The sequence below is a fragment of the Pseudomonas sp. ASL4 genome, assembly GCF_056680395.1.
On sequence record NZ_CM155280.1, the window covers coordinates 4,343,594 to 4,364,635 of the forward strand.

The window sequence follows — 21,042 nt, forward strand, 5'->3', positions numbered from 1 at the left end:
AATAATCTGCGAGAGCTCAGTCCCGCTCCGTTATTCGCTCCATCAATTTAGCTGTAAATCGAGATCATCATACAGATGAAGCTTTATGTGCTTTCAGATCTGCACTACGAATTTTCTCCGTTCGAGCCTGTAGCAGGAGACTTCGACCTGGTCGTGCTGGCTGGCGACATTGATGTCAAAGCGAGAGGGGTGAAGTGGGCAAATGAAGCTTTTGAGTGTCCCGTGATCTATGTCAGCGGCAACCACGAATATTACGGCGGCCACATCGATGACACGCTGCGCAAGATGAAGGAAGCCGCGTTACAGCACGTCCATGTCTTGGAAAACGAGACCTTTATTTGGAATCAAACAAGGTTCCTTTGCGCCAGTGGGTGGACTGATTTTTCGTCGACCGGAAACGTGGTTGCGGCGACCCAAACAGCATGGAGTTGGATGAATGATTTTCGAGTCATTCGGGTTGGAGAAAACTATCGCCGGCTGTGCCCGTCCGACCTCATCAGTCGAAACCACGCGTCGTTCGCTTGGCTCTCCAAGGAGCTTGATGAGCCATTCGATGGCAAAACTGTCGTCGTGACGCATCACGCACCCATCCCTGAAGTAATGGGTGATAAACATGAAGGGCATTTGAGTGCTGCTTACTCAAACCGTTGGCACGAGCTTCTGGATAAAGCGGATCTTTGGATTTTTGGACATACCCACCGCGCGGTTGATATCACGCTGGATGGCTGTCGTGTGGTCTCGAACCCTAGAGGTTACCCAGGTGAGCGGACGGGTTTCGATCACGGCTTTGTGATTGATCTTTCCTGAGTGCGCGCCTACCCATGGGCCGTAAGCGGGCTCGGCTCAGTTCTATGTTGAAAAGATAGGGGGATACGAATGATATGTGTAGTAGACAACGAAATACATACCCCGGCTGACCTTGCAGGCGTGTTGCTTGATGACTGAGCAACAGCATGCACCATCCATTCCGGCAGTGGTCGCCGAGGCAATGGAAAAGGATTTCGGTATGCCCATCACCGCGTTTTTGTTCGCAGCCGTCGACAGTCCACCCGTATTGATGGGAACGATCTATGGCGACAGCACGGGGCGGTTTCGGGAGGGAGCAAGCATGCGGACGTCCACGATAAAGAACGTGCTGTTCATCGACGGTTATTCATTATTTCAAACCGTGGCAGGGAGTCGGTACCTCGTGGTCAGTTGGGCGTTTGGCGGTAACAATATTTACATGAATCGGATTTATCACTGAGCGATCTGCGAATACGGATACGCGGCGCTAAAAAGCTTTCGGGTTATCTAGGTGGTAACGGGGATCGGGAAAATGATTCTTGGCTGGGTTCTCGCGGCAAGAGTAGGTTAAAGCGAGATTATGAATACAAGAGTTACGGATATAGACCTGCTGGGCGATTTACTGTTTGGCTCAGCACGCTCCCTAGGTGGCTCAAAACTTGGTGACGATGAGCTAATCGAACTGGCCGCTGATACCTTCAGAGAAAAGCCTTTTTGCATCGTCCGACGTTGGATGTTGTTGGATGTCATGCTCCCGGAATCTCAAGAGCGTGAAATCAAAACGCAAGGCCTTGAGGCAACTCTCTTGTATGCCCAAGCAGCGGTTTTCGATAGCCAGAGCAAACTCCAGCCTGGCGACAGCATCCTCAGTGATTTTCAACGGGAATTTGATGGCTGCATTTTTGAAAGCAAACATACGATCTTCATCTTGGCCGGCCGAGGCGCGCGCAAGCATGTGAGCTTGCCCGCTGTTGAGGCAATAGCCGCTGACATAAAGCGAGTAGAGAAAACCTATGGTTGAAAATCTGTTGCCGATCTTGCGCGATCGCTATCCGGAGTTTTTCTCCCACGCGCCACTTCGCGAAATCGCCTGTTTGCCGGGCTGGCTGGATTTGATAGATGAGCTATGCCGCACCCTGAAAACTCACATGGATACTCACCCTGAGCTGCCGCCAATCCAAGTCCGTCAGGTCAAGGAAAAATTCGGGGGGTTGCGGTTTTACTATTCTGGTGGTGATACGACGTGCCGAGAGTTGGTCGCTTGCTCAGAAGAGAGATCGATGTCGACCTGCGAGGTTTGCGGGCAAGCTGGTACTTTGGGAGGGGAACGTTGGCTCAGCGTACGATGCCTCGATCACGTCAACTGGTCACCCTCAGGCGACTGCGCATGAGCTCACGGAAAGCACCTTGTTGAATCCATGAAAACAGACATTTGGGTCACTGTGAATTTGCCTTCGCCAAGCATTGAACTTCACGATGTCGTTAGGCGCCGTATGCCTTTTCCCTCATTTCAATCTCTAGCCGAGATGTTGTGTATCGATGAAGAGCTGCTTGGTAAGCACATGGGTATTTCTTCCGAACTCTTGTTGAACGCGACGACTGTAGGTTTTTTTTCTTTGTGCGAGAGCCGACGTCTGTATGGATTGATTGTTGCTCTACAAGCGTCCTGCGAACTGTTCGAAGGCGATGTCCAGGCAGCCAGGGCTTTCTTACTCTCGCCGCTGCGTTGTTTTAACTCAAAGGCACCTTTGGAAATGCTCATTACCGATGAGGGCGCGAGCGCCGTGATCGATCTGATCGGACAGCTCGAACACGGCGTGCTCACCTGAATGGTTTCCTTTTTTTACGCGCTGACAAACACGACGCCGAACGGGGAGCTTCTTGAAAGAGTATTGGGCAGTAGTCCAGATGCTGACTTTTTGTTGAGCGCTGACATTTTTCACCGGCCCGAACGGTTGCAGCCGTTGCACTGAGGGTTGATCGCACGTATCACCTCGCTAGTCGGTGATGTAGACGTTGATCTGAACGTGCCGCTCGTGTTCGATGATGAATGATGCAGGCTAGCTTTCTGATCTTCGTCCAATTCGGGTTTCACCGGCTCATGCCACGCAAAGCCTCGCAATAAAGGAAAGTGATGTATAGGGAACGTGATTTAGCCATTTGGTGTTCAGTGTATGAGACATGTGGTGTCACTGAATTTGTGCGGCTGGTTGAAGAGGCGCTCACCAGCTACAAGCGTGTACCTATATATGATTGGCCGACTCGAGTGCACGTATCCGAACTCGGGTTACCGTGCGTTCAGGTATTGCAAAACGTAGTGAGCAGTCGAGATTTATATGCCAGCGTCTCAGAGAACTACATTGAGATCGGATCGCGTTTAACAAATCATCTGCGTCAGCAGCTGCAATGGCATCTCGTGGTCAATGACTTGGCCTCTGACGAAATGAAGGAGGATCAGTTGGGCATGGATTTAGGTCTGTAACCTGGCCACTTGGTGACGCGGCAATGAATCTGACGATGCGTTGCTAACCCCACATTGGCCAGTGGTGTTGGGCAGTAACCATTTCTACCTGATCGCCATGGGCAATGATGGCCTGATTCAGTGTTTTCCACGAGTTTGCCTGGTATACGAGCGTTGGAGGCATAGTCGGGAGCGGAGCATGACGACAATCAGTTCGATAACCCGTGCCAATCTGCAGCTCATTTAGATTTCTCATTGCACCGAACCTTTGCACGAGCACATTCCGTCAGATCGGCTGACCTGCGTGAATTCTGAGCCATCCATTAGCGGCGTCTAGCGTAGGTTCAACAGGGTTAAGGCCCGCCTGAGGCACCGCAGGGGCAATCCCAAGTCTTTAGTGTTGCGATTCACAGTCCATCGACGAGTGATCCCTGGCCCACCTTGCTGTGGGTTGCGTTTCGTAGCATATGCTCCAGCAAAAAGCGCCGCGCTTGCCGTGACGCCGTGCTAATGCTGCTTGGATGCTGAATGCGATAACACTGAGTCGATTCGTTCAGGCGAAACTCCCACAGCTGGTTGATGGGAATGCCTTGCTCACGGAAGTCAGCGAGTTTGCTGCAGACACTGTGCTCACCTTTGTGAGGGAAGAACCTCTGGCGGAACCTTGCGCTACTGGCACCGCTGGCAAAGATAATTACGTCTGGCTTGAGAGTTTCGATCTGAGCCTTTAATAGCCGTTCGGATAGATCAAGCAGGCGAGGGAAGTGCTTCCAGCGCATCGGCGACTTGCCATTCCAGGCAAAGCTGAACAAATTTGCCCAGGCAATCCCTTCACTACCGTGATTGCCTGCCAGCGCGCGTAGCAGGTTGAAGAAACTGGCCCCTTTGTCAGGTGATGCGTTCAGGTCTCTGCCCAGGTGTATCTGTTGTTTGGCCATAGCCTTCTGTACATAGTCATCCAGATCGAGGAAAGGTGACTTGTCGTTAACCACGTTCCAGCGTCGAGTTTCACGACCGACCACCATGATCCGACACTTGGCCTGCAGAAATGCCTGCGATGTTCCCGGGAGGAACAACCCTGAAAGTTTGGCGAACTCAGGTTCGTGTGCGCGGCTACGGTCGAACCAATGGAGGGGGTGGTCTTCAAGAATGTCGCGGTAGGTGCGGGTCAGTGACTGTTGTGCGTTATCCATTACCTTCATCTCATCGTTAACTTTAATACCTCCGGCATCACCAATCATCGATATCTAGCGGGATTCTCTGACCTCGCTTTGCAACCGTGGCGCAATCACGGGTCGACATGGCGCTTTGGACAGGCGATCTAAAGCGCATCGTGAGCGGTCTGAGGAGCAGAGTCGGTGATGATTTCATTTTAACGCATGATGGCTCATGGCTATATCGCCAGGGCGGGATTTTCGCTACCGTCACTCCGATACGAAGGTGCGCAATATTAGAGGGTACGACCGTGGAGCTGAGCAAGCCGGAACTCAAGCAATTGGTTCACCGGGTAGTCGTCGCCCAAGGAAATTCTTTCATTAAGGAGCTGCTACGGGAGAGCGGCGCGAAGATCGGCGTGACGAAAGAAGATTTCGCGAACAACCTTGATGACGCCATTGATGAAGAAAACATTACTCAAGGCTCGCTGGAAGCCTGGCTTGCGGAAGTAGAAGGCTGGGGCGATCAGCACCTCTACCTATTTCAACCCCCAGAAATCGACGCTGCTCTGCTTGCCAATGGCATCGCCGCCAGTCCGCATGCTGGAATGCTCGGCTCCAGCGCTAGCCTGGATTTCCCGGATGGGCTCGAACTCAAGCATATTGGCCTGGGAGATGTCGGACTATCGATGGAGTGGCATCAAAGCAAAGAAGGGTGGAATCGCTGGAAACCGAAGGATTTTATCAAGGTAGAAGCATTGGAGCGTTATCGTTTTGATGCCTATCGACAACGCTTCGATCGAAGCGTCGTTCGCTACGAATGGCGATACGGTGACGGTTATTGCGCGATCTTGATTCACCGTAATCCAGAGATTGACCATGGCGCTGTCCTGGCAGATATCCATGCGGCATTGGTTGCAATCGGTTGCCCCAATGTTCCCTTCGTTAGGATTCAGCTCAGCCAAGCGGTGAAGGTAGCCGCCAGGGATGATAGGGGCGTGCATTCGACCCGGTTCGAGCTCGACAGCGGCTATGTGGAGATGGCGTCAACTCTGGCTGAAGGAGGCATTGAATCCGTGGAAGCCGTTCGGGGCGTACTCCGTGCAGTGGATGCCAGCCAATTCGATAGGGCACAGGGCATGCTTCATTTTGTGGCTGAGGAACACGGGACGAGTCGTCGCATTGCAGTTCAAGTCTATGGCAGTGAAGGGAGACTCAGGATTTGGGCCCAATGCAAGCGGGAGGATGTATTCAAAATTGTTGAGACCCTGTGGAGGTACAACAACGAAGCATGATCACTTCAGAATCGCAGGAGAGCCGCTGGAAAGCGGAAATCAGTCGGCGTCTAGAATCGGGTGACGGCCTGGAATTCACACTGGCACATTTCGCGCAAGCGGTCGGTGTGCATGAGAACGACCAGGCACTGCACGCCTTTTTCGGAGAACTCGTGGCATCAGCAGTAGTTCGGAGAATCGAGACTTATCGGTGCCCGCTTTGCCCTCATGTGTTTGCGCCCGGCACACCTAAAACGATCACGATGTGCCCGAATTGCCATGCTGATTATCAGCAGGAGGGCGAGACGGTCATCGTTGAGCATTTCTACCATCTCGTGGGTGAAACGAGCCGCGATATAAGGTGGGTCATTGTCATCCATGGCATGAACAGTCGTGCCCCCTGGCAGGAGGAGTTCAGTTGGCAGATCGCCAACCGACTTCGCTACTCAGCTCCAGTGCTCATATATAAATATGGTTGGGCGACAGTAGACGTCCTGATAAAACCGCTCCATCGAAGGCTAGCAAGGCAGCTAGGTGAGCGAATCAGAATTGCGATCAATCAGGCTACGAATAGCCAGCGTCCCTCCAGCCCCGACATCATCGCGCATAGCTTCGGCACCCGTCTTTTCTCGCTCATATTAGAGGATCCTAAATTCGAAGATCTAAAATTCGGGCGCGTCATCACTGCCGGCAGCATCGTACGTCCTGATTTTGATTGGGAGAGCCCTATCGCGGCAGGTCGGGTGGAAGCCGTCTTAAATCACGTCGGAGCGAAGGACACGGCCGTACCGTTTTCGCAATACACCATTCCGGGGGCGGGCCCGGGCGGAACAGTAGGCTATGCCTCAGATAGGGCTCTCAATGTCCGCAACGTTGATTTCGGCCACTCGGATTTCTTTGTGCCTGAAAATTTACGCGCGCTGATATCAGACGATGGTTTGTGGCACAGCTTCCTCACTCATCCACTAACTCATTTCAATCCAAAGGGCACCTTTGAACTCAAGGTTAAATGGACGCCTGCATGGTGGCCGGTGCGAGCTCTTATGCGAACACTTCTCTACATCGTCTTCTGCATTGCGTGGCCATTGTCGTGGCTGCGTCGCAAGATCGACCCATAAATCAAATTTTGTGTCGTAACGCGTTTCAGGCGTTTACCAGGCAAAAATATATTGCCAGGGGAGGGCAGTGATTCGCTGCAATAGCTTTCCTTTTCAACCTCCAAAATGCGTACTGTGACGGAGAAAATCATGACTGACGATGGATTCGCGGAGTTGGCTGCTCAATCTAACAGGGTTCGAACTGAGCACCGTTTACTGCTCGAAGGGCTGAAGTCTTTTGAGCAAAAACTGGTGGAATTGGTTGAGGGCCTGGGCTGTGGTGGGAACAGCAGGACGATAAGGTTTAGTGAATTCACCGACACCGAAGGTGATCCAATTGGGCATACCGAAGGCTATCTCGGATTCAATGGTCAGAAACTGTTTATAGGCGCTAAAGATGAACCTCGTCCGAGTTGGGAGGATCCCTATTGGACGATTTACACGCTGGAGGGTGCTGGTGCCGATTGGCAACGGCGTGTGAGCGATCCTGACGTGCTGAACTCACTCCTGGTTGACCTTGGAAAAAACCTAGAGAAAGAGTTCGAAAAAACATCCTCAGTGGTGAGGTCGCTTGCCCAATTTGTGACTGCGGAAAAGGCGCAGATTGACGCGGATCACGATCAGCTTTTTAGTGGTAGCCCGGTGCTTTTTGAGTCTTGGCTGAAAGCCCGAAAATCGGTTATCACGGATCCCGAGCTTTGCATAACATTGAGCTATTCGCACATCGAAACCGTATTGAAGAAATGCCTGAAAATGCTGGGTGCGGCGGACTACGAAAAAGACTCTATCGAGAAGCTCGTGAAAATGCTGTTGAAGATTTTCCGGGAGACGTCAGTGATAGACGCGGCGACTTCGCAGATGCTCCAGGGTGTTGGCACCATCTGCCAAGGTGTGGGAACAATACGCAACAGTAGAAGCGTCTCCCATGGCAAGTCGGATGAGTACGTTCGGCCCACACCTAATCTTGCACAAACGGTGAATCACCTTGCGGGAGTCGTTTCCGTCTTCGCGATGAAGCACACTGATTCGGTCTTGAAAGGCAGATGAAATGCTGGTCGAACTCTGGCAGTGCTGAGTCCCACAGCGCATGGGCTAGGATGATTCAGTCGAACCCAAACTAATGACCAAAGCGCCTATCCATGGAAAACACACCAGAGGTTCATGCTCCAGTCGACGACTCGTCGGAAGATGTAGTAACTAGAGAGACGCTATACGAACTCGCGTGGTCGATTCCAATGACCAAAATCGGCGAACGCTATGGGGTGTCCTCGAGCTACCTGGCTCGAGTTTTTACCAGCTTGAATATTCCTCGTCCGCCGGTTGGGTATTGGGCTCAAGTCGCAGTGGGAAAGGGAAAAGCTAGTCCAGCTTTGCCTGAGCTTCGGCCTGGTGATCTCACTGCGTGGAGTCGAAATGGAGCGCCTCTTCAAGTTTCCCGACCTTTACCAAGAGAGCCTCACAGCGCGAGACGCACAGTATCTGTAACCGCAGCAACGCTTCCCCGGAGACACCCGCTTCTGGTGGGTATTGAAGAACATTTTAAGAAGGTTCGGGAAAGCGAGAACGGTTATTTACGACCCACGAAGCACTCCATGGCAGATGTAATTGTAAGTCGTACCGGCCTCGCCCACGCGGTCGACTTTGCCAACCAGTTGTATTTGGCGTTAATGAAAGAAGGCTTGGTCGTGGCTTTCAGCGACCCTGCTGCGCACATGAATCGCGAGTCTGTTGATCATCGGGAGACGGCCTCAACTAGGTACATGCATCCTGCGCTGTGGCAACCACAACGTCCTACGGTGGTTTACATCGGAACGATTGTTTTTGGGCTGACCATCTTTGAGATCAGTGAGTACGTACCGGTTAAGCGAGTAGACAAGGAATACGTGCGCCTGAGCTCGCTTCCAGTGAACCAACGTCGCTCTCCCTATCCGGATGGGTGGGTAATGAGCGCCGACATGCCCTGCGGTCGGCTATGCCTGCAAATTTACTCCCCATACTACCGAGCAGAGTGGCTTCGTCGTTGGAGCGAGGAAAAACCCGGCGACTTAGTCAGCAAACTCCCGGGCATTGTGAAACTCTTGATTGCCGAGGCCCCCGTGCTTGCGGATAAAGTCGAAGTCGAACGCAAGAGGAGGGAACTCGAGTGGCAGCAGCACCAATTGGCAATGCAGGAAAGGCAGAGACAGGAAGAGGAAAAACGTCGACTGAAGGTAATCCAGGATAGCCGCGATCGGCTGGAGACTGTGATTCAGACCTGGGCAAAGGTGAACAGCATTCAGGCCTTCTTTGACGACATCGAGCGATCTGCGCAAAAGCTCGGCCCTGAGCAGCGGACAGTCGTCATGGAGCGGCTGGCTAAGGCGAAGGAGTTGATCGGAGATTTGGACGCGTTGAAGCACTTCAATGCCTGGGAGCCGGCTGTTCTTTAAGCCAGCCCGACGGTGTTGCGGATATAGCACAGTCGCCGCACAGGCATTCCGTCAATACACCTGATTGTCTTCAATGATCTGTTTTCAAATGCTTGCGCTGAACTCCTGGCCTTTGTTAGGCTAATTGCGCGCTGGGTAGGCGCACCTCACCCGTCAGTGACAGCTGAAAACGGCACTACCCTTTAAAAAGTAATCTCAAAGGCCATGATTCTTTTCAAGGCCCCATGGTGGCGTAGGCGGGTGGCGTTGCAAAAGGGGTCGGAGAGAAACCATGAGCGTCAATACTCCCGCATTTGAAACGCAACCTAGCACCCTGCGCGGTATCAAGCGAAAAGCCAAGGCAATTGGCAAGTCAGGACATACCCACCTCAAAGCATTGGACATCGCGGCTCAATCATCGGGCTTCGAAAACTTTCATCACGCACGTCACGCGTTGACAACTCCTTCTTCGCAGCGCCCTCAGGGTCATAGGGTGTTCATCTCCGCATACTGGCGAGATACGAATTCCAAACCGAGCACGTCGGGCCTGGAAACGCTTGAAATCTTGCTGCCCCGCAAGCTGCTGGATTTCCTCGCCAAGCATCAGTGCGCTAAGGGACAAAACCTGCAAAGATTTTGGATCGAGTGCTCCGACCACCTGGAAATGCGTTCGAACGCAGATAATCAGCAACGTGCTCGTGAACTTATCGTGCGCGCGGCTCTGGCTCTGCAATTCATCGAAGCTACCTCATTGCGACCTGCCACCAATAACGCGCAATTGAAGGCGATGGAAAAGGTAGAAAGCCTGCCTAGCCGTGATCATCTCTCACACTGGATTGATCCTGATTCAGGTGCCTGGATCGTCCTTGATGAGCCCTATGGCCACGTAAATGAGGAGTCTTCAGTCGTTAAGCGTGCAAATTGGGCTCATGAAAATGGACTGCATCTGGTCAAGCCAACTTGGACTGGACTCTACTATCCGGGCAATGCTACTCCTCATTTTATCGCGCGCGACCCAGGCTTGCTGAGTCGAGTCGCCACCATTGTTGAAGCCCTACCAGCTATTTCGACAGCGACCGATGATGAGTCGTGGACAGGCCCGCGTGATGACTACTACTCGCAGTTTGTCAGCCCTGAGAGAGCGGCGAGCGGTGTTCAGCGAAAACCTCGACCAGGCACCACGTATGGGTACAGTAAAAACGCTGTCGAGTATCTGTTCAGGCCTGGACATCAATCGCTGTGGCGTCCAGCCAAGCCCATGACCATGGTGAACCATGCCAAGGCAGCGGTTGAACTCAAAAAATTGTCTCTTTCGCGCATGCCTCAACGGGCAGCCAGCAAGCTTGGCCAAGTGCGTTCGATCTTGGAAGATTGGATGCATGAGGAGTATCGCGCAGAAGAGCGCGAGGAAGGTTTCTACGACCTCTACTATGGGGGGAGCATTGACGTGACTTATGACCGTGCAACAAGTCAACTTTCCGCTATCGAGAGGGTGCGTAAAGCGCTCACATCAGGCTATGCGGATTGCAAGCCCAAGCGGGATATGCTCCGCGAATTGGATGTAGCGGAGGCTGCGATCTTGGGTACTAAGCGAGACTAAGTACCGTCTCGCTTGGCACCGTTGCCCTTGCACGGGGTGGCGGTGCAGCGTCACATATTCGAACTTGGGTTTTTTTGAAAGGAGTCATACTAAATGTCGGGTGAATATTCTCTTTCAGATGTGCTGGAACGAATTTACGAAAACCATCTAGCGCTGGAGGCGGCCGTGACGGAGCTGACGCTTCAGGCCGAAGCACGCGGAGTTGCTGAGGTAGGGGAAAACGTTCGCGGTGCATTGGAAACGATTGACAGAAACGCCGGTTATATCAAGCAGGGCTTAGCCCGTCTGAAGGGAGCATCGAACGGCCGAATCGATGGCGTAGCCCCAGGCAGTTGATGCTGCTTTACCCGAATGAGGTTTTCAGTCCGGAAGTGAGCAGCAGAAAGACAGAGTAGTTTCAATGTGCCGGAATACCCGCTTGGCAGTTAAGGTCTCAGCCGCACACAAATGTTATCTGCTTAGGGGTAACCGGTCAGAGCGAAGATCGAAGTCGGGTGCTTTATTTGGCTAATCCTGGTCTGCGAGAAGGTGCTCGATCAATTCCTAGTGGAGACTTTCCAAGGCAGCCTCCAAGCGGCGATTTCCCCTCGGCCTTCATCGTCTCACCTCAAATTCGCGCGATTCCGAAGCAGCGACTCGGCGTCGCCAGGCCGTAGCCCCTCCAAACTCCAAAATGATTCCCGCCGTGCGCGCTCCCGCTGCCACAGGATTTTTAAATCAGTCATCGGCGTTTCCTTACCTTGAACTTATGTTCCACAAATCGTTTTTTAGACTAAAGACGTACAGCCTGCTCGAGGTGCTTTTGACAATCAGATTACTCAGAGATGGGCGAGACTGAAAGCTCGTCAAGCTGGAAGCGATTTTCAATCGAGAGTTAAGCGGGAGGTAGCTGTCACCTTTTGCTGAAGGTAACCCGCCTGGTTTTTGCGTTCATACAGCGAATCATGGTTTAAGAAATAGCAGTGTTGATCGACATTGCTTGGGGTATAACGGACGCCAGAAGCAATTCTTAAAACCAAATCACATGTCGTATCGACGCCGCCGTTTAACCCCGTTGTTTCAGAGCCTGCGTTCTGTAGAAAAGGGGCATGGATTCGGCGGTGTACTGTTGCGAGTGGCCGACCACAAGGCCTCATTGCTTGCTCGGAAAGCAAGAAGATTGCAAAGGGAGAGACGCACAATGAAGCTTACCCAATTAAGGCTCTCAAATTTCCAGTCGTTTGGGCCAGCCCCATCGACCATTCCGTTTGATGACTTAACTTATCTGCTTGGGCCTAATGGCTCGGGTAAGACTGCGGTTCTGCAGGCACTGGCCCGGATGTTCGCCACCGATCCACAGTTAAGAAGGGTGGAGCGTTCAGACTTCCATACTCAAGAATCCACCGCCGGAGGGTCTGCTTCTCGTCCTTCTACGCTATGGATCGAGGCTCAATTTGAGTTTCCCGAACTATGTGCGCCGGGGACTGGGCCGCGTCCCACCATCCCTACCAATTACTCTCACCTAATCCTCGCCGCGGTGGATTCTGTGCCCAGAGTTCGGTTTCGCCTGACAGCCAAGCTTGATGAGGATGGCGATATAGAGGAGTTGCTTCAATATGTTATCGCGGTGGATGGAACCGACGAGCCTACGCGAACGATGCCTGTTGGTAAGCACGATCGCAATGAAATCCAAGTCCACTACCTCCCCGCAAGACGAAACCCCGCTGATCATATTTCATACGCTGCAAACTCATTGCTTGGACGGCTGTTACGCTCTGCAAACTGGCAAGCGGAGCAGGGTGGTATAGCTGATCTCACCGCGCAGATCAGCCAGTTGTTAGCCGATAACTCCGCAATAGGTGGTATCGATAAGGCGCTAGCTTCGACGTGGGCCGGCCTGCACAAAGGTACCTTTTACGCAAAGCCCTCCATTTCTTTCGAACGAAATGAGATGGACAGTTTGCTGCGTCATTTGACTGTTGGATTTACGCCTGGACATGACGCAGCGAAGGTCGATTTTTCAAGGCTCAGCGATGGGCAACAATCACTGTTGTACATCACCTTGGTACTGACATCGCAGGCTATCGCAAGTCAAGTAATGAAGGGCAACCTGAAAGCCTTCGACGTTTTGAAGCTACGTCCCGCGCACTTCACGCTGATTGCCATGGAGGAGCCCGAGAACAGCTTGTCGCCCCATTATCTAGGTCGCGTTATCAAATCATTGAAAGAGTTTTCAGCGGGCGATGATGGACAAGCCATTATCGCTACCCACGCTCCGGCACTGCTGCGACGGGTTGATCCCGAGCACATCCGCTACTTGCGATTGACTGCCGGTCGCCACACACAGGTGGCGCAAATTGTCATGCCGGAAAAGGCAGATGTGGCCCACAAATTTGTGCAAGAGGCAGTAAAGGCATTTCCTGAACTCTACTTTTCCCGCTTGGTCGTCCTGGGTGAAGGGGACAGCGAGGAGATTGTGATTCCACGTCTGTTGCAAGCGGCAGGCGTCGCTGAAGACGATTCCTCAGTCGTTGTCGTGCCATTAGGTGGTAGGCATGTGAATCATTTCTGGAGGCTGCTCAACGGCCTGCAAATCCCCTTTGTCACGTTACTCGACTTGGATCTTGGTCGACACCAAGCGGGATGGGGTCGGCTGAAGTATGCCGTCGATCAATTGGGTGCGATCGGGGTTGTAGACGCCAAAGAGAAGCACGGCGAGAAACTCCCGAAATGGGATGGCGTGGATCATGTACTAACGTCGAAGGCTGGTATTTCATGGGGGAACTGGTTAGAGACTAAATGCATTTTCTATTCGGCTCCGCTTGACCTGGATTTTTCACTGATGACCCAGTTTCCTGCGGCTTACGCCATCATGCCGGGAGAGCTGGCTATTCCTACGCCTGCGGTGGCCATGTCCGTACTTGGCAAGGTACCGGTTGCATTGGATCAGTACAGCGACCTGCAGAAGAGCTATTTTGCGGCCTATCATGCTCGCTTCAAATTGGGCAGTAAGCCCGCGGAACATATCGCTGCTCTGGCAACGCTTTCCGATGAGCAGTTACTCCAATGGATGCCTGCGTCTATCGGCCGTCTGATAGACATGGTTAAGAGCAAGCTGGAGAGCTTGCCGGAATGATTTCTCCTGCTGACTGGAAGGCGGAAAATGGAATGGATTTCGAGCGCAACGCCCTCGCCACCATTTTCGAGAACGAGCAATCTGTCGCGCTGACGGCGGGCCCTGGAGCAGGAAAAACAGAAGTGCTGGCACAGCGGGCTCACTTTTTACTGAGCACTGGGCAGTGCTGGTATCCCCAACGCATTCTAGCGATTTCGTTCAAAACAGACGCAGCTCGCAACCTTAAGAAACGGGTCATGGATCGTTGTGGTCAAGTTGATGGCAGGCGGGTGGACAGCCAGACCTTCCATGCTTTCGCCAAGAGCCTTATTGATAAATTCAGGCCTTTGCTTATAGGGCGTGATGCACTCGTCCCCGAGTACAGCGTCGGGACTACTCGAAACCCTGGTAGCCAGATCCATTTTGATGATCTGGTGCCCTTGGCTATCAAGATTTTACGGTCAAGCGAAATGGCCAGAAACGCGGTTCGACTGACCTATACCCACGTGTTTCTAGATGAGTTCCAAGATTGCACCTCTGCGCAATACACACTGATTCAGGAGGCCTTTCTGGGATCGGGCGCACGGTTAACTGCTGTCGGGGACAATAAGCAAAGGATCATGGGGTGGGCCGGGGCGCTTGAGGGCGTGTTCAAACGATTCATGGACGATTTTCAAGCCCGGCCATTGACCTTGTTCTACAACTTTAGGTCGGCGCCTCGGCTGCGAAGAATGCAAAACGCTATGGTGCGAATCATGGAGCCAGCTTCAGCGGTCGATGACCAGGATCTCCTTGGTGATGAAGGGCAGATTTCGATTAATCAATATGCAACGTGCCTGGAGGAGGCTGAAAATGTCGCAGCTTTGGTGCTGCATTGGATTGAAGAGGAGGGGATTGCGCCATCATCGATCGGCATTTTGGTTTCGAAGCAGCTGGAACTCTATGCGCACCCACTGATGGAGCGATTAAGGGGCTTGCAAGTACCATTTCGCAACGAACAGCTACTGCAGGACTTTTCCAGCGAGCCGGTAGTTCGTCTCATACTGGATTTTCTTCTTGTGGTTGTCGGTGAGGGCCAAGCAGAGGCGCAGGCGCGGCTATCGTCCGTACTGAATGTTTCAGGAATGGATGAAGGATCGGCTTATCGGGTGCAACAGCGCATGCGCAACCATGTGGCCAAAGTTCGTGAAGACGCACGCAGAATTGGAGACGCTTGTACCTTTGAGCAAATGCGACAATGGGCCAATGACTTCCTGGCGTTAATCGGTCGCGACACGGTCTGCATGCTTTCTCACGAATACAGGCACGGGGACAGATTGAGAGAACTCGTAAAGCAGGCCTATGAACGATTACAGGTTCTCTTTCTGGAGCTGCGTACTCCTGCAGCGGTGTTGGCTCATTTCGTTGATGACGAATCCGTCAAGCTGATGACCATCCACAAATCAAAGGGCCTGGAGTTTCATTCGGTAGTGGTATTGGGCGTTGAAAGGGAGTCCTTCTTCGGGAACATCACGGATGAGAGATCCGCTTTTTTTGTTGCGATTTCCCGGGCGAAGAAACGACTGGTTCTTACCGTTGCAGACTATCGGTACATCCCTCCAGTGCCGCCCAAGCGATGGGATGCGAACAGGTTTGCACAGCAAGAGTTTTTGAATTACGCCATTCCTTATCTCTGAATGGCTGAACTGGCAGGCAAAACGACAACTGTTTGATCAGGCAAGGTATGTCGGGTCGATGTTTCGAATCTCTTGTTCCAGCCATGTCAACAAAAATATATTTTCAATCAAGCCCTTGAAAAATTTTTTGTGCGACGAATCTCTATATTTGAGGACAACAAAAAAGCAGCGATCTCACCGCCTCCATTTTCGATGGTCTCGGTCGCAGTGACGAGGTGGTTTTTTGCCATGCTGTTGATTCTGCCTTCGGTTTCTACGATTTATGATGCAAAAGAGCGGGCGGTAGCGAATACACGTTAGGGGTCGAGTGATTCGACGAACTCACACCAGAGCTCTATAAAAAATTGTGGGCCCTCGCCACCTACAACGCACAGCGACGACAAATCCTTTCAACCAAGACGTCAGAGACAGCAATATGACCCCCATTCTTCGCCCCCCTTGCCCTGACTTCATGCTGCCCTACTCAGCTAACGTCCCTGAGGAGGCACATCCGGATATCTACGGCTACAGAAAGTTGGTATCGATGAATCGGGGACAGACGAGGATGCCAACGAACACCCTGAAGCTTCTACGCAGCTATCTGGTGGAGATATTTAACGGTAAATGCTGTTACTGCGAATCAAGCCTCGGGGCAGCCACAGAAGGAGATATCGAGCACTTTCGACCTTGGGCTATTCTCGAAAGGAGTGAGGGTCAGCAACACCATGTCTACTGGTATATGGTTCTGGACTGGCGAAACACCTATTTGGCTTGTCCTACCTGCAATCGAAATAAAAGTAACCGCTTTCCCGTATTCGGCCCTCGCGCAAGAGCAGGCCTGCCTTATGACAAGGTCTTGGCCTCTGAAGAACCCGTACTTATCGATCCCTGCAATGATGTTCCGGACGAGCACCTGGTGTTCCTTGACAATGGCGAGGTGGTCGGTCTGTCTAAGCGAGGCGAAGAGACGATCAACTTACTTCGATTGAACAGACCGGGCCTGGTGAGCGCCCGCCTTGACGTTGTAAACCAATTCGAATCCGCAAGTGCAGCTGAGCGACAAGAGCCTTTTTCGGTAACGGCTCCCTATGCTGGTGTCTGGCGTCAGCGCTTGCGCCTATCTCAACATTCCGAGTTCGCAAAACAACAATTGGCGGAGGGGAGGAGGAGGAAGGCGCTTGAGCAAGGCAACCCTCGAATCTCTGCCCCCATCTCGACCGAGGATGAAATTGGACTTGATAGCTATCGCGCCGTCGCGCAGTACGTCGAGCGGATAAGGATCGAAAATTTTGGGCCGATTCGCCACCTTGACTTGGATTTGAGCCAATCCCAATCGCCTAAGGCACCTTGCTTCGCATTGCTGGGCGAGAACGGCGTTGGAAAAAGTACGGTATTGCGCGCACTGGCGATGGCTCTATCGGGTAAAGCCTACACAAAACGCCTGCGCCAAGCGAGCAACGACTTTCTTCCCGATGACGCATTTACCGGCGAAGTTCGGGTGTCGATTGCTGGGCAAGATGAAGATTTGATTATGTCGTTGAAACGGAATCGGCAGATTCAATTCAGTGCTGATAAGTCTAGTTCTCTTGTACTCGCGTACGGTGCCAGTCGATTGCTTCCTCGGGGGAAACACAAATCCAAAGAAGGGGAGAGACATGCAAAGATCGACAACCTCTTTGATCCCTTTTTGCCACTCACTGATCCTGAAACATGGCTTTCCAGTCTCGAACCAGCCCGCATGGCAGATGTAAATGCTGTTCTGGAACACCTTCTCCCGAAAGAGCAACAGCCCCGGGTCGTAAGCGATGGCGACACTGTCCGAGTAGTTTTAGCGGGAGATCCCGGAAGAAAAATCCGCGAACTGAGTGACGGCTACCAGTCCATGCTAGGAATGGCGGTGGATATCATGAAGGTGCTCTACCTTGTTTTTGAGTCGATGGAATCGGCAGAAGGTATTGTGATTATCGACGAGCTTGGAAACCATTTCCACCCAGCTTGGCGTCTGCGTTGTGTCAGTGCGTTACGTGAGGCGTTCCCTCGTACCCAATTTATCTACAGCACTCATGACCCGCTGTGTTTAAGAGGATTACGCGATGGGGAGGTGGCTGTTCTCATGCGTGACAAGGAACGCCGCGTATACGCCATGGATGATTTGCCGTCTGTAGAGAAGCTACGAATCGAACAAATTTTATCTTCCGAACACTTCGGGCTTCGAAGCACCGCGGATCCTATGGTCGATGATCAGATTCGAGAATATGAGCAATTGCTCACTATGGTGAACCGAACCCCGGAAGAAGAAATTTGGTTAGAGCAACTTGTCCAGAACCTCACCGACGTCAGATATTTGGGCACAACCCGGCGAGAACAAATGGCATTGCAGCTTTTGGATTTACAGTGGTTACCAGAGGTGCCGACGCAGTCGAGTGTCAGTGCAAAGAACCTGTCTGACTCCACGGTGACCAAGCTGCAGCGCCTGATGAAAACCATCTCGCCGAGTCGGGAGATTAAACGGTGATCAAAATCGAGCGGCCTGACATTAGCGCACCTCCAGGGCTGAGTGCCGCGGCTGCACGGGAGATCAGACATAATCGAGCCGCATTGAAAAGTAACGAGAAACTGAAATTTGATGCGTACTCGCACAAAGATGTGAAAGGGCGGCTGAACGAGCTCTTTGGTCGTAAATGTGCATTTTGCGAATCGATACTAACGGGCACGCAATCTGGTGACGTCGAACACTACCGACCGAAGGGAAAGGTCATTGTTCAAGCCCTGTTCGGGCCAGTGCCCGCGCCTAAGCCGGGTTATCATTGGCTTGCCGCAAAATGGTCGAATCTTTTGATTTCCTGTGCCGATTGTAATCGACCGAGAACGCAGCCTGATTACGATGAAGTAGACAGAGTTATTGGCAAGGCAAATTTCTTCCCGCTGGTGAGTGAAACGAATCGCGCGAAAGGCCCCGCAAGCTTGGCCCGGGAGGAACCTCTGCTACTCCATCCTTGCCTCGACGATCCGGATAAACACTTGGTCTTTTTAGACGATGGCAGGGTGGAGCCGGCGCAGCATGGAGCTGTTCAGAGTGAAAAGGGACGGGCGACTATTCATTACTGTGGGCTTGCCCGATTGGAACTGCTTCAAATGCGCGCACGGCATCGTCGTGTGGTGTTGGCAGCAATCCGGCATATCGTGGCTGCAATTGAGAGCGGAAATGACCCTGGTGCTGACCTCGATGATCTTGAAGTAATGCTTGATCCGCAGGAGGCCTATGTGGCGTTTACACGAACGCTCGTTCGTACTCACATGGGGCAGTACCTGACATCGCTTGGGCTTGAGTGAACCTGTCTGGCAATGAAAGGAAATAGGTCGACCAGGGTTGAGATCAGGTCATCAGGAAATCGACGCCCTTGCAAAGCAGCCGCCATGGCCCGATGCGGCTTGAAACCATAACAGCCACTGTTCAAAGCGTCTGCAGAACTCATCGCCGAAAAGTGGGCGGGTGGTTCAGGTAAAAAATGCGCCAGACGGACTGGCGCATTTTTATTCACAAATAGAACGAATCAATCGGCGACCTTCACCGCGATTTTACCGAACTGGTCATTGGCTTCCAGGTACTCATGTGCCGCTACGATCTGGTCAAAGCTGAATACTTTTTCATCGACCTTGGGTTTAAATACTCCCCGGGCAAATCCATCACGAACAAACTGCGTCGCGGCCGCAAGACGCGCTGGATCGGCAGTGGTTTCGAAGATTCCGTAGGCGTAAACGATCGGTAGTTTTGTGAGTAATGTCAGGACGGGAAGCTCAGTCTTTTCGGTAATCAGCGCACCGCAAATAACCAGGCGGCCACCTTTGTTCGCCATGGCATCGAGGATGCTTGAGCATAGTCGGCCCGGCGACCGGATCGAAAAGAACATCCGCACCTCTGCCAAGGCTGGCCCGTCGTATTTCACTTACAAGATCTGCTCTTCGGTAGCGATAACAAATGCTGCGCCCGCATCCAACAGCTGTTGGCGCTTGGCACTGGTTCGCGTCAGCGCGATGGGGATTGCACCCAAAGAATTGGCAATCTGAATTGCGGCTAGGCCAACGCCACTGGATGCGCCAGGGATAACGACCGTCTCTCCTTCAGAAAGCTTGGCTTTTTCAACCAGACCGCCGTAGGCGGTGATGAACATCATCCATACCGTGCCCACCGCTACATGGAATCAAACGGTCAGTTTGGAAAAATAGCAGTGAGTGTTCAGTGAGCATTCGCTGTTAAACCGATCACTTTGATCGGAACTCACATTGGTTTAGGAGAGGCGCATACTTTGGTTTCCCTTTCGGCCCGCCCGCATGCGGGCCTTTTTTTCTTCGGCGATTTGTAAGTCAGCTCTTTGTCAGAACCGTCGCAAAGAGATACTTCGCTAAAACCACGACTTGAAAATCGCCCTGAAAAGCTCTTGAAACAAGGCTTTCAGCATCAGTTCGGCCAATACCTGGGCGGCTGATTTGAATCTTCCTTTCTGTTGCATACGTGTTGCCTCTTCTTTGATCTGCAATGTTCCCAACAGCGTTGTGACCCACGCTATGGCTCAAACAACGACTGTCATAACGTGTTTAACAGATGCAATTTTGCGGGCAAAAAAAGGCAGGGTTTGACGTGGGTTTGCATGCTTTTTACGTTACAGATCGCCTCCCTAAATCGATCTGCGCTCTTCAATCAGGAGACGGGCACTTCCCTAATTTCGGGTTTGTAAAAGCACTTCGGGTAGACGTTAGTAAAGGCCGTTCAGGATTGCGCCGCGGCTCAAATTGCGCCTGCTGACACCTACTTCGCTTATGCGGGTCGCAATTCAGTGTGTCTACTTCTGAAGCATGCAGGGACGGGATCAGAGATCCAGGTTTACGTCGTCCTGGAGTACGGTTCATACTCCTCATCGAGTTGCATGCGCCACTCAAGCATCTCTGCCGGCAGTACCTCCAGCGGCAAGGCTTAGACGATGCCGCGCGGCAAATGAGCGCAATGGCAGTCGAGTATGGCGACTTTAGTTGGATCGTCCCCGTAAAAAGCCAATTCAGCACCTGCCAGGCGCTGACCTTTGCGTAACGCCTCCAGGTGCTTCGAGATCTACCCATTCGAGGCGCAGAACCCCGTACATGTTGACCTTGCGAGCTCTCACATGGCCCCTGAGGAGATCAGCGATCGACTGCTCCAAGCGCTCCGCACCCATTGTGGCCACCGCCAGCTTCCATAGTTGTCCCTCCAGAGGCGTGTTGATCTTCATACAAGCGCCCTCCGCATCATCCGCATGGGCGTTACTGAAGCACTGATTGTGATGCCACAAATCCTGGGGCACTGGTGCCTTCGAGGTGTGCCTTCAAGACAGTGCGTAATTCGAGTAGCGCGTCCCGCAAGCGAGCGTCTTCGCGCTTGTCACCTGATCCATGCCTAAAAACATCGATGTGGCGGAGGAGTGCATCGCTGTCGTTTCGATTGAGGTCAATGACGATCATGATTACTCCTCTGCCATTGG

Annotated in this window: 20 protein-coding genes; 16 read left to right on the forward strand and 4 right to left on the reverse strand. The window is 52.4% G+C overall.

Annotation, left to right across the window (positions count from 1 at the left end):
- Positions 1 to 75 precede the first annotated feature (75 nt).
- From AC1MEW_RS19505 to AC1MEW_RS19530, 6 genes are all read left to right on the forward strand, one after another.
- Positions 76 to 807: a metallophosphoesterase gene (locus AC1MEW_RS19505; protein WP_480423225.1), complete on the forward strand. Its 732-nt coding sequence runs from the start codon at positions 76 to 78 to the stop codon at positions 805 to 807.
- Between the two features lie 130 nt (positions 808 to 937).
- Positions 938 to 1,246: a hypothetical protein gene (locus AC1MEW_RS19510; protein WP_134100500.1), complete on the forward strand. Its 309-nt coding sequence runs from the start codon at positions 938 to 940 to the stop codon at positions 1,244 to 1,246.
- A 120-nt stretch (positions 1,247 to 1,366) separates the two neighbouring features.
- Entirely contained in the window at positions 1,367 to 1,807 is a 441-nt protein-coding gene (locus tag AC1MEW_RS19515; RefSeq protein ID WP_134100503.1) for a DUF6957 family protein, read from the forward strand.
- The gene (locus tag AC1MEW_RS19520) at positions 1,800 to 2,177 is read left to right on the forward strand and encodes a hypothetical protein (RefSeq protein ID WP_480423226.1); all 378 of its coding nucleotides are present in this window, start codon (positions 1,800 to 1,802) and stop codon (positions 2,175 to 2,177) included. The genes AC1MEW_RS19515 and AC1MEW_RS19520 overlap by 8 nt, the downstream gene beginning before the upstream one ends.
- A gap of 27 nt (positions 2,178 to 2,204) precedes the next feature.
- Complete coding sequence (locus AC1MEW_RS19525; protein WP_480423227.1) at positions 2,205 to 2,615, forward strand: antitoxin Xre/MbcA/ParS toxin-binding domain-containing protein; 411 nt, start codon at positions 2,205 to 2,207, stop codon at positions 2,613 to 2,615.
- A 305-nt stretch (positions 2,616 to 2,920) separates the two neighbouring features.
- Positions 2,921 to 3,268 (forward strand): hypothetical protein, encoded by a 348-nt coding sequence (locus tag AC1MEW_RS19530; protein ID WP_480423228.1) that lies wholly within the window; start codon positions 2,921 to 2,923, stop codon positions 3,266 to 3,268.
- Between the two features lie 386 nt (positions 3,269 to 3,654).
- Here the strand turns inward: AC1MEW_RS19530 and AC1MEW_RS19535 are convergent, their stop codons facing one another.
- Positions 3,655 to 4,488: a hypothetical protein gene (locus AC1MEW_RS19535; protein WP_480423229.1), complete on the reverse strand. Its 834-nt coding sequence runs from the start codon at positions 4,486 to 4,488 to the stop codon at positions 3,655 to 3,657.
- A 224-nt stretch (positions 4,489 to 4,712) separates the two neighbouring features.
- Between AC1MEW_RS19535 and AC1MEW_RS19540 the strand changes: the two genes are divergently transcribed.
- The 10 genes from AC1MEW_RS19540 to AC1MEW_RS19585 all read left to right on the forward strand — a co-directional run bounded on the left by AC1MEW_RS19540 (position 4,713) and on the right by AC1MEW_RS19585 (position 18,862).
- Entirely contained in the window at positions 4,713 to 5,696 is a 984-nt protein-coding gene (locus AC1MEW_RS19540) for a hypothetical protein (protein WP_480423230.1), read from the forward strand.
- On the forward strand, positions 5,693 to 6,793 hold the full coding sequence (locus tag AC1MEW_RS19545; protein ID WP_480423231.1) for a hypothetical protein: 1,101 nt from the start codon (positions 5,693 to 5,695) through the stop codon (positions 6,791 to 6,793). The genes AC1MEW_RS19540 and AC1MEW_RS19545 overlap by 4 nt, the downstream gene beginning before the upstream one ends.
- A 129-nt stretch (positions 6,794 to 6,922) precedes the next feature.
- Positions 6,923 to 7,819, forward strand: a complete 897-nt coding sequence (locus AC1MEW_RS19550; RefSeq protein WP_480423232.1) for an abortive infection family protein — start codon at positions 6,923 to 6,925, stop codon at positions 7,817 to 7,819.
- A 473-nt stretch (positions 7,820 to 8,292) separates the two neighbouring features.
- A complete protein-coding gene (locus AC1MEW_RS19555) occupies positions 8,293 to 9,201 on the forward strand; it encodes a hypothetical protein (protein WP_480423233.1) in 909 nt (302 codons plus the stop codon).
- Positions 9,202 to 9,472: 271 nt separating this feature from the next.
- The gene (locus AC1MEW_RS19560) at positions 9,473 to 10,780 is read left to right on the forward strand and encodes a DUF5623 domain-containing protein (RefSeq protein ID WP_480423234.1); all 1,308 of its coding nucleotides are present in this window, start codon (positions 9,473 to 9,475) and stop codon (positions 10,778 to 10,780) included.
- 93 nt (positions 10,781 to 10,873) lie between these two features.
- The gene (locus tag AC1MEW_RS19565; protein ID WP_480423235.1) at positions 10,874 to 11,116 is read left to right on the forward strand and encodes a hypothetical protein; all 243 of its coding nucleotides are present in this window, start codon (positions 10,874 to 10,876) and stop codon (positions 11,114 to 11,116) included.
- Between the two features lie 844 nt (positions 11,117 to 11,960).
- Positions 11,961 to 13,895, forward strand: coding sequence for an ATP-dependent nuclease (locus AC1MEW_RS19570; protein ID WP_480423236.1), 1,935 nt, complete (start codon positions 11,961 to 11,963; stop codon positions 13,893 to 13,895).
- Positions 13,892 to 15,550 (forward strand): UvrD-helicase domain-containing protein, encoded by a 1,659-nt coding sequence (locus tag AC1MEW_RS19575; protein WP_480423237.1) that lies wholly within the window; start codon positions 13,892 to 13,894, stop codon positions 15,548 to 15,550. Before AC1MEW_RS19570 ends, AC1MEW_RS19575 begins: the two co-directional genes overlap by 4 nt.
- Positions 15,551 to 15,965: 415 nt before the next feature.
- Positions 15,966 to 18,044, forward strand: a complete 2,079-nt coding sequence (locus tag AC1MEW_RS19580) for an AAA family ATPase (protein WP_480423238.1) — start codon at positions 15,966 to 15,968, stop codon at positions 18,042 to 18,044.
- A complete protein-coding gene (locus AC1MEW_RS19585) occupies positions 18,041 to 18,862 on the forward strand; it encodes an HNH endonuclease family protein (protein WP_480423239.1) in 822 nt (273 codons plus the stop codon). The genes AC1MEW_RS19580 and AC1MEW_RS19585 overlap by 4 nt, the downstream gene beginning before the upstream one ends.
- 221 nt (positions 18,863 to 19,083) lie before the next feature.
- Here AC1MEW_RS19585 and AC1MEW_RS19590 read toward each other — a convergent pair whose 3' ends face one another.
- The 3 genes from AC1MEW_RS19590 to AC1MEW_RS19600 all read right to left on the reverse strand — a co-directional run bounded on the left by AC1MEW_RS19590 (position 19,084) and on the right by AC1MEW_RS19600 (position 21,022).
- Entirely contained in the window at positions 19,084 to 19,440 is a 357-nt protein-coding gene (locus AC1MEW_RS19590; protein ID WP_480423240.1) for a zinc-binding dehydrogenase, read from the reverse strand.
- Positions 19,441 to 19,476: 36 nt separating this feature from the next.
- Entirely contained in the window at positions 19,477 to 19,701 is a 225-nt protein-coding gene (locus tag AC1MEW_RS19595) for a hypothetical protein (RefSeq protein ID WP_480423241.1), read from the reverse strand.
- A 1,123-nt stretch (positions 19,702 to 20,824) separates the two neighbouring features.
- Positions 20,825 to 21,022, reverse strand: a complete 198-nt coding sequence (locus AC1MEW_RS19600; protein ID WP_480423242.1) for a hypothetical protein — start codon at positions 21,020 to 21,022, stop codon at positions 20,825 to 20,827.
- Between the last annotated feature and the right edge of the window lie 20 nt (positions 21,023 to 21,042).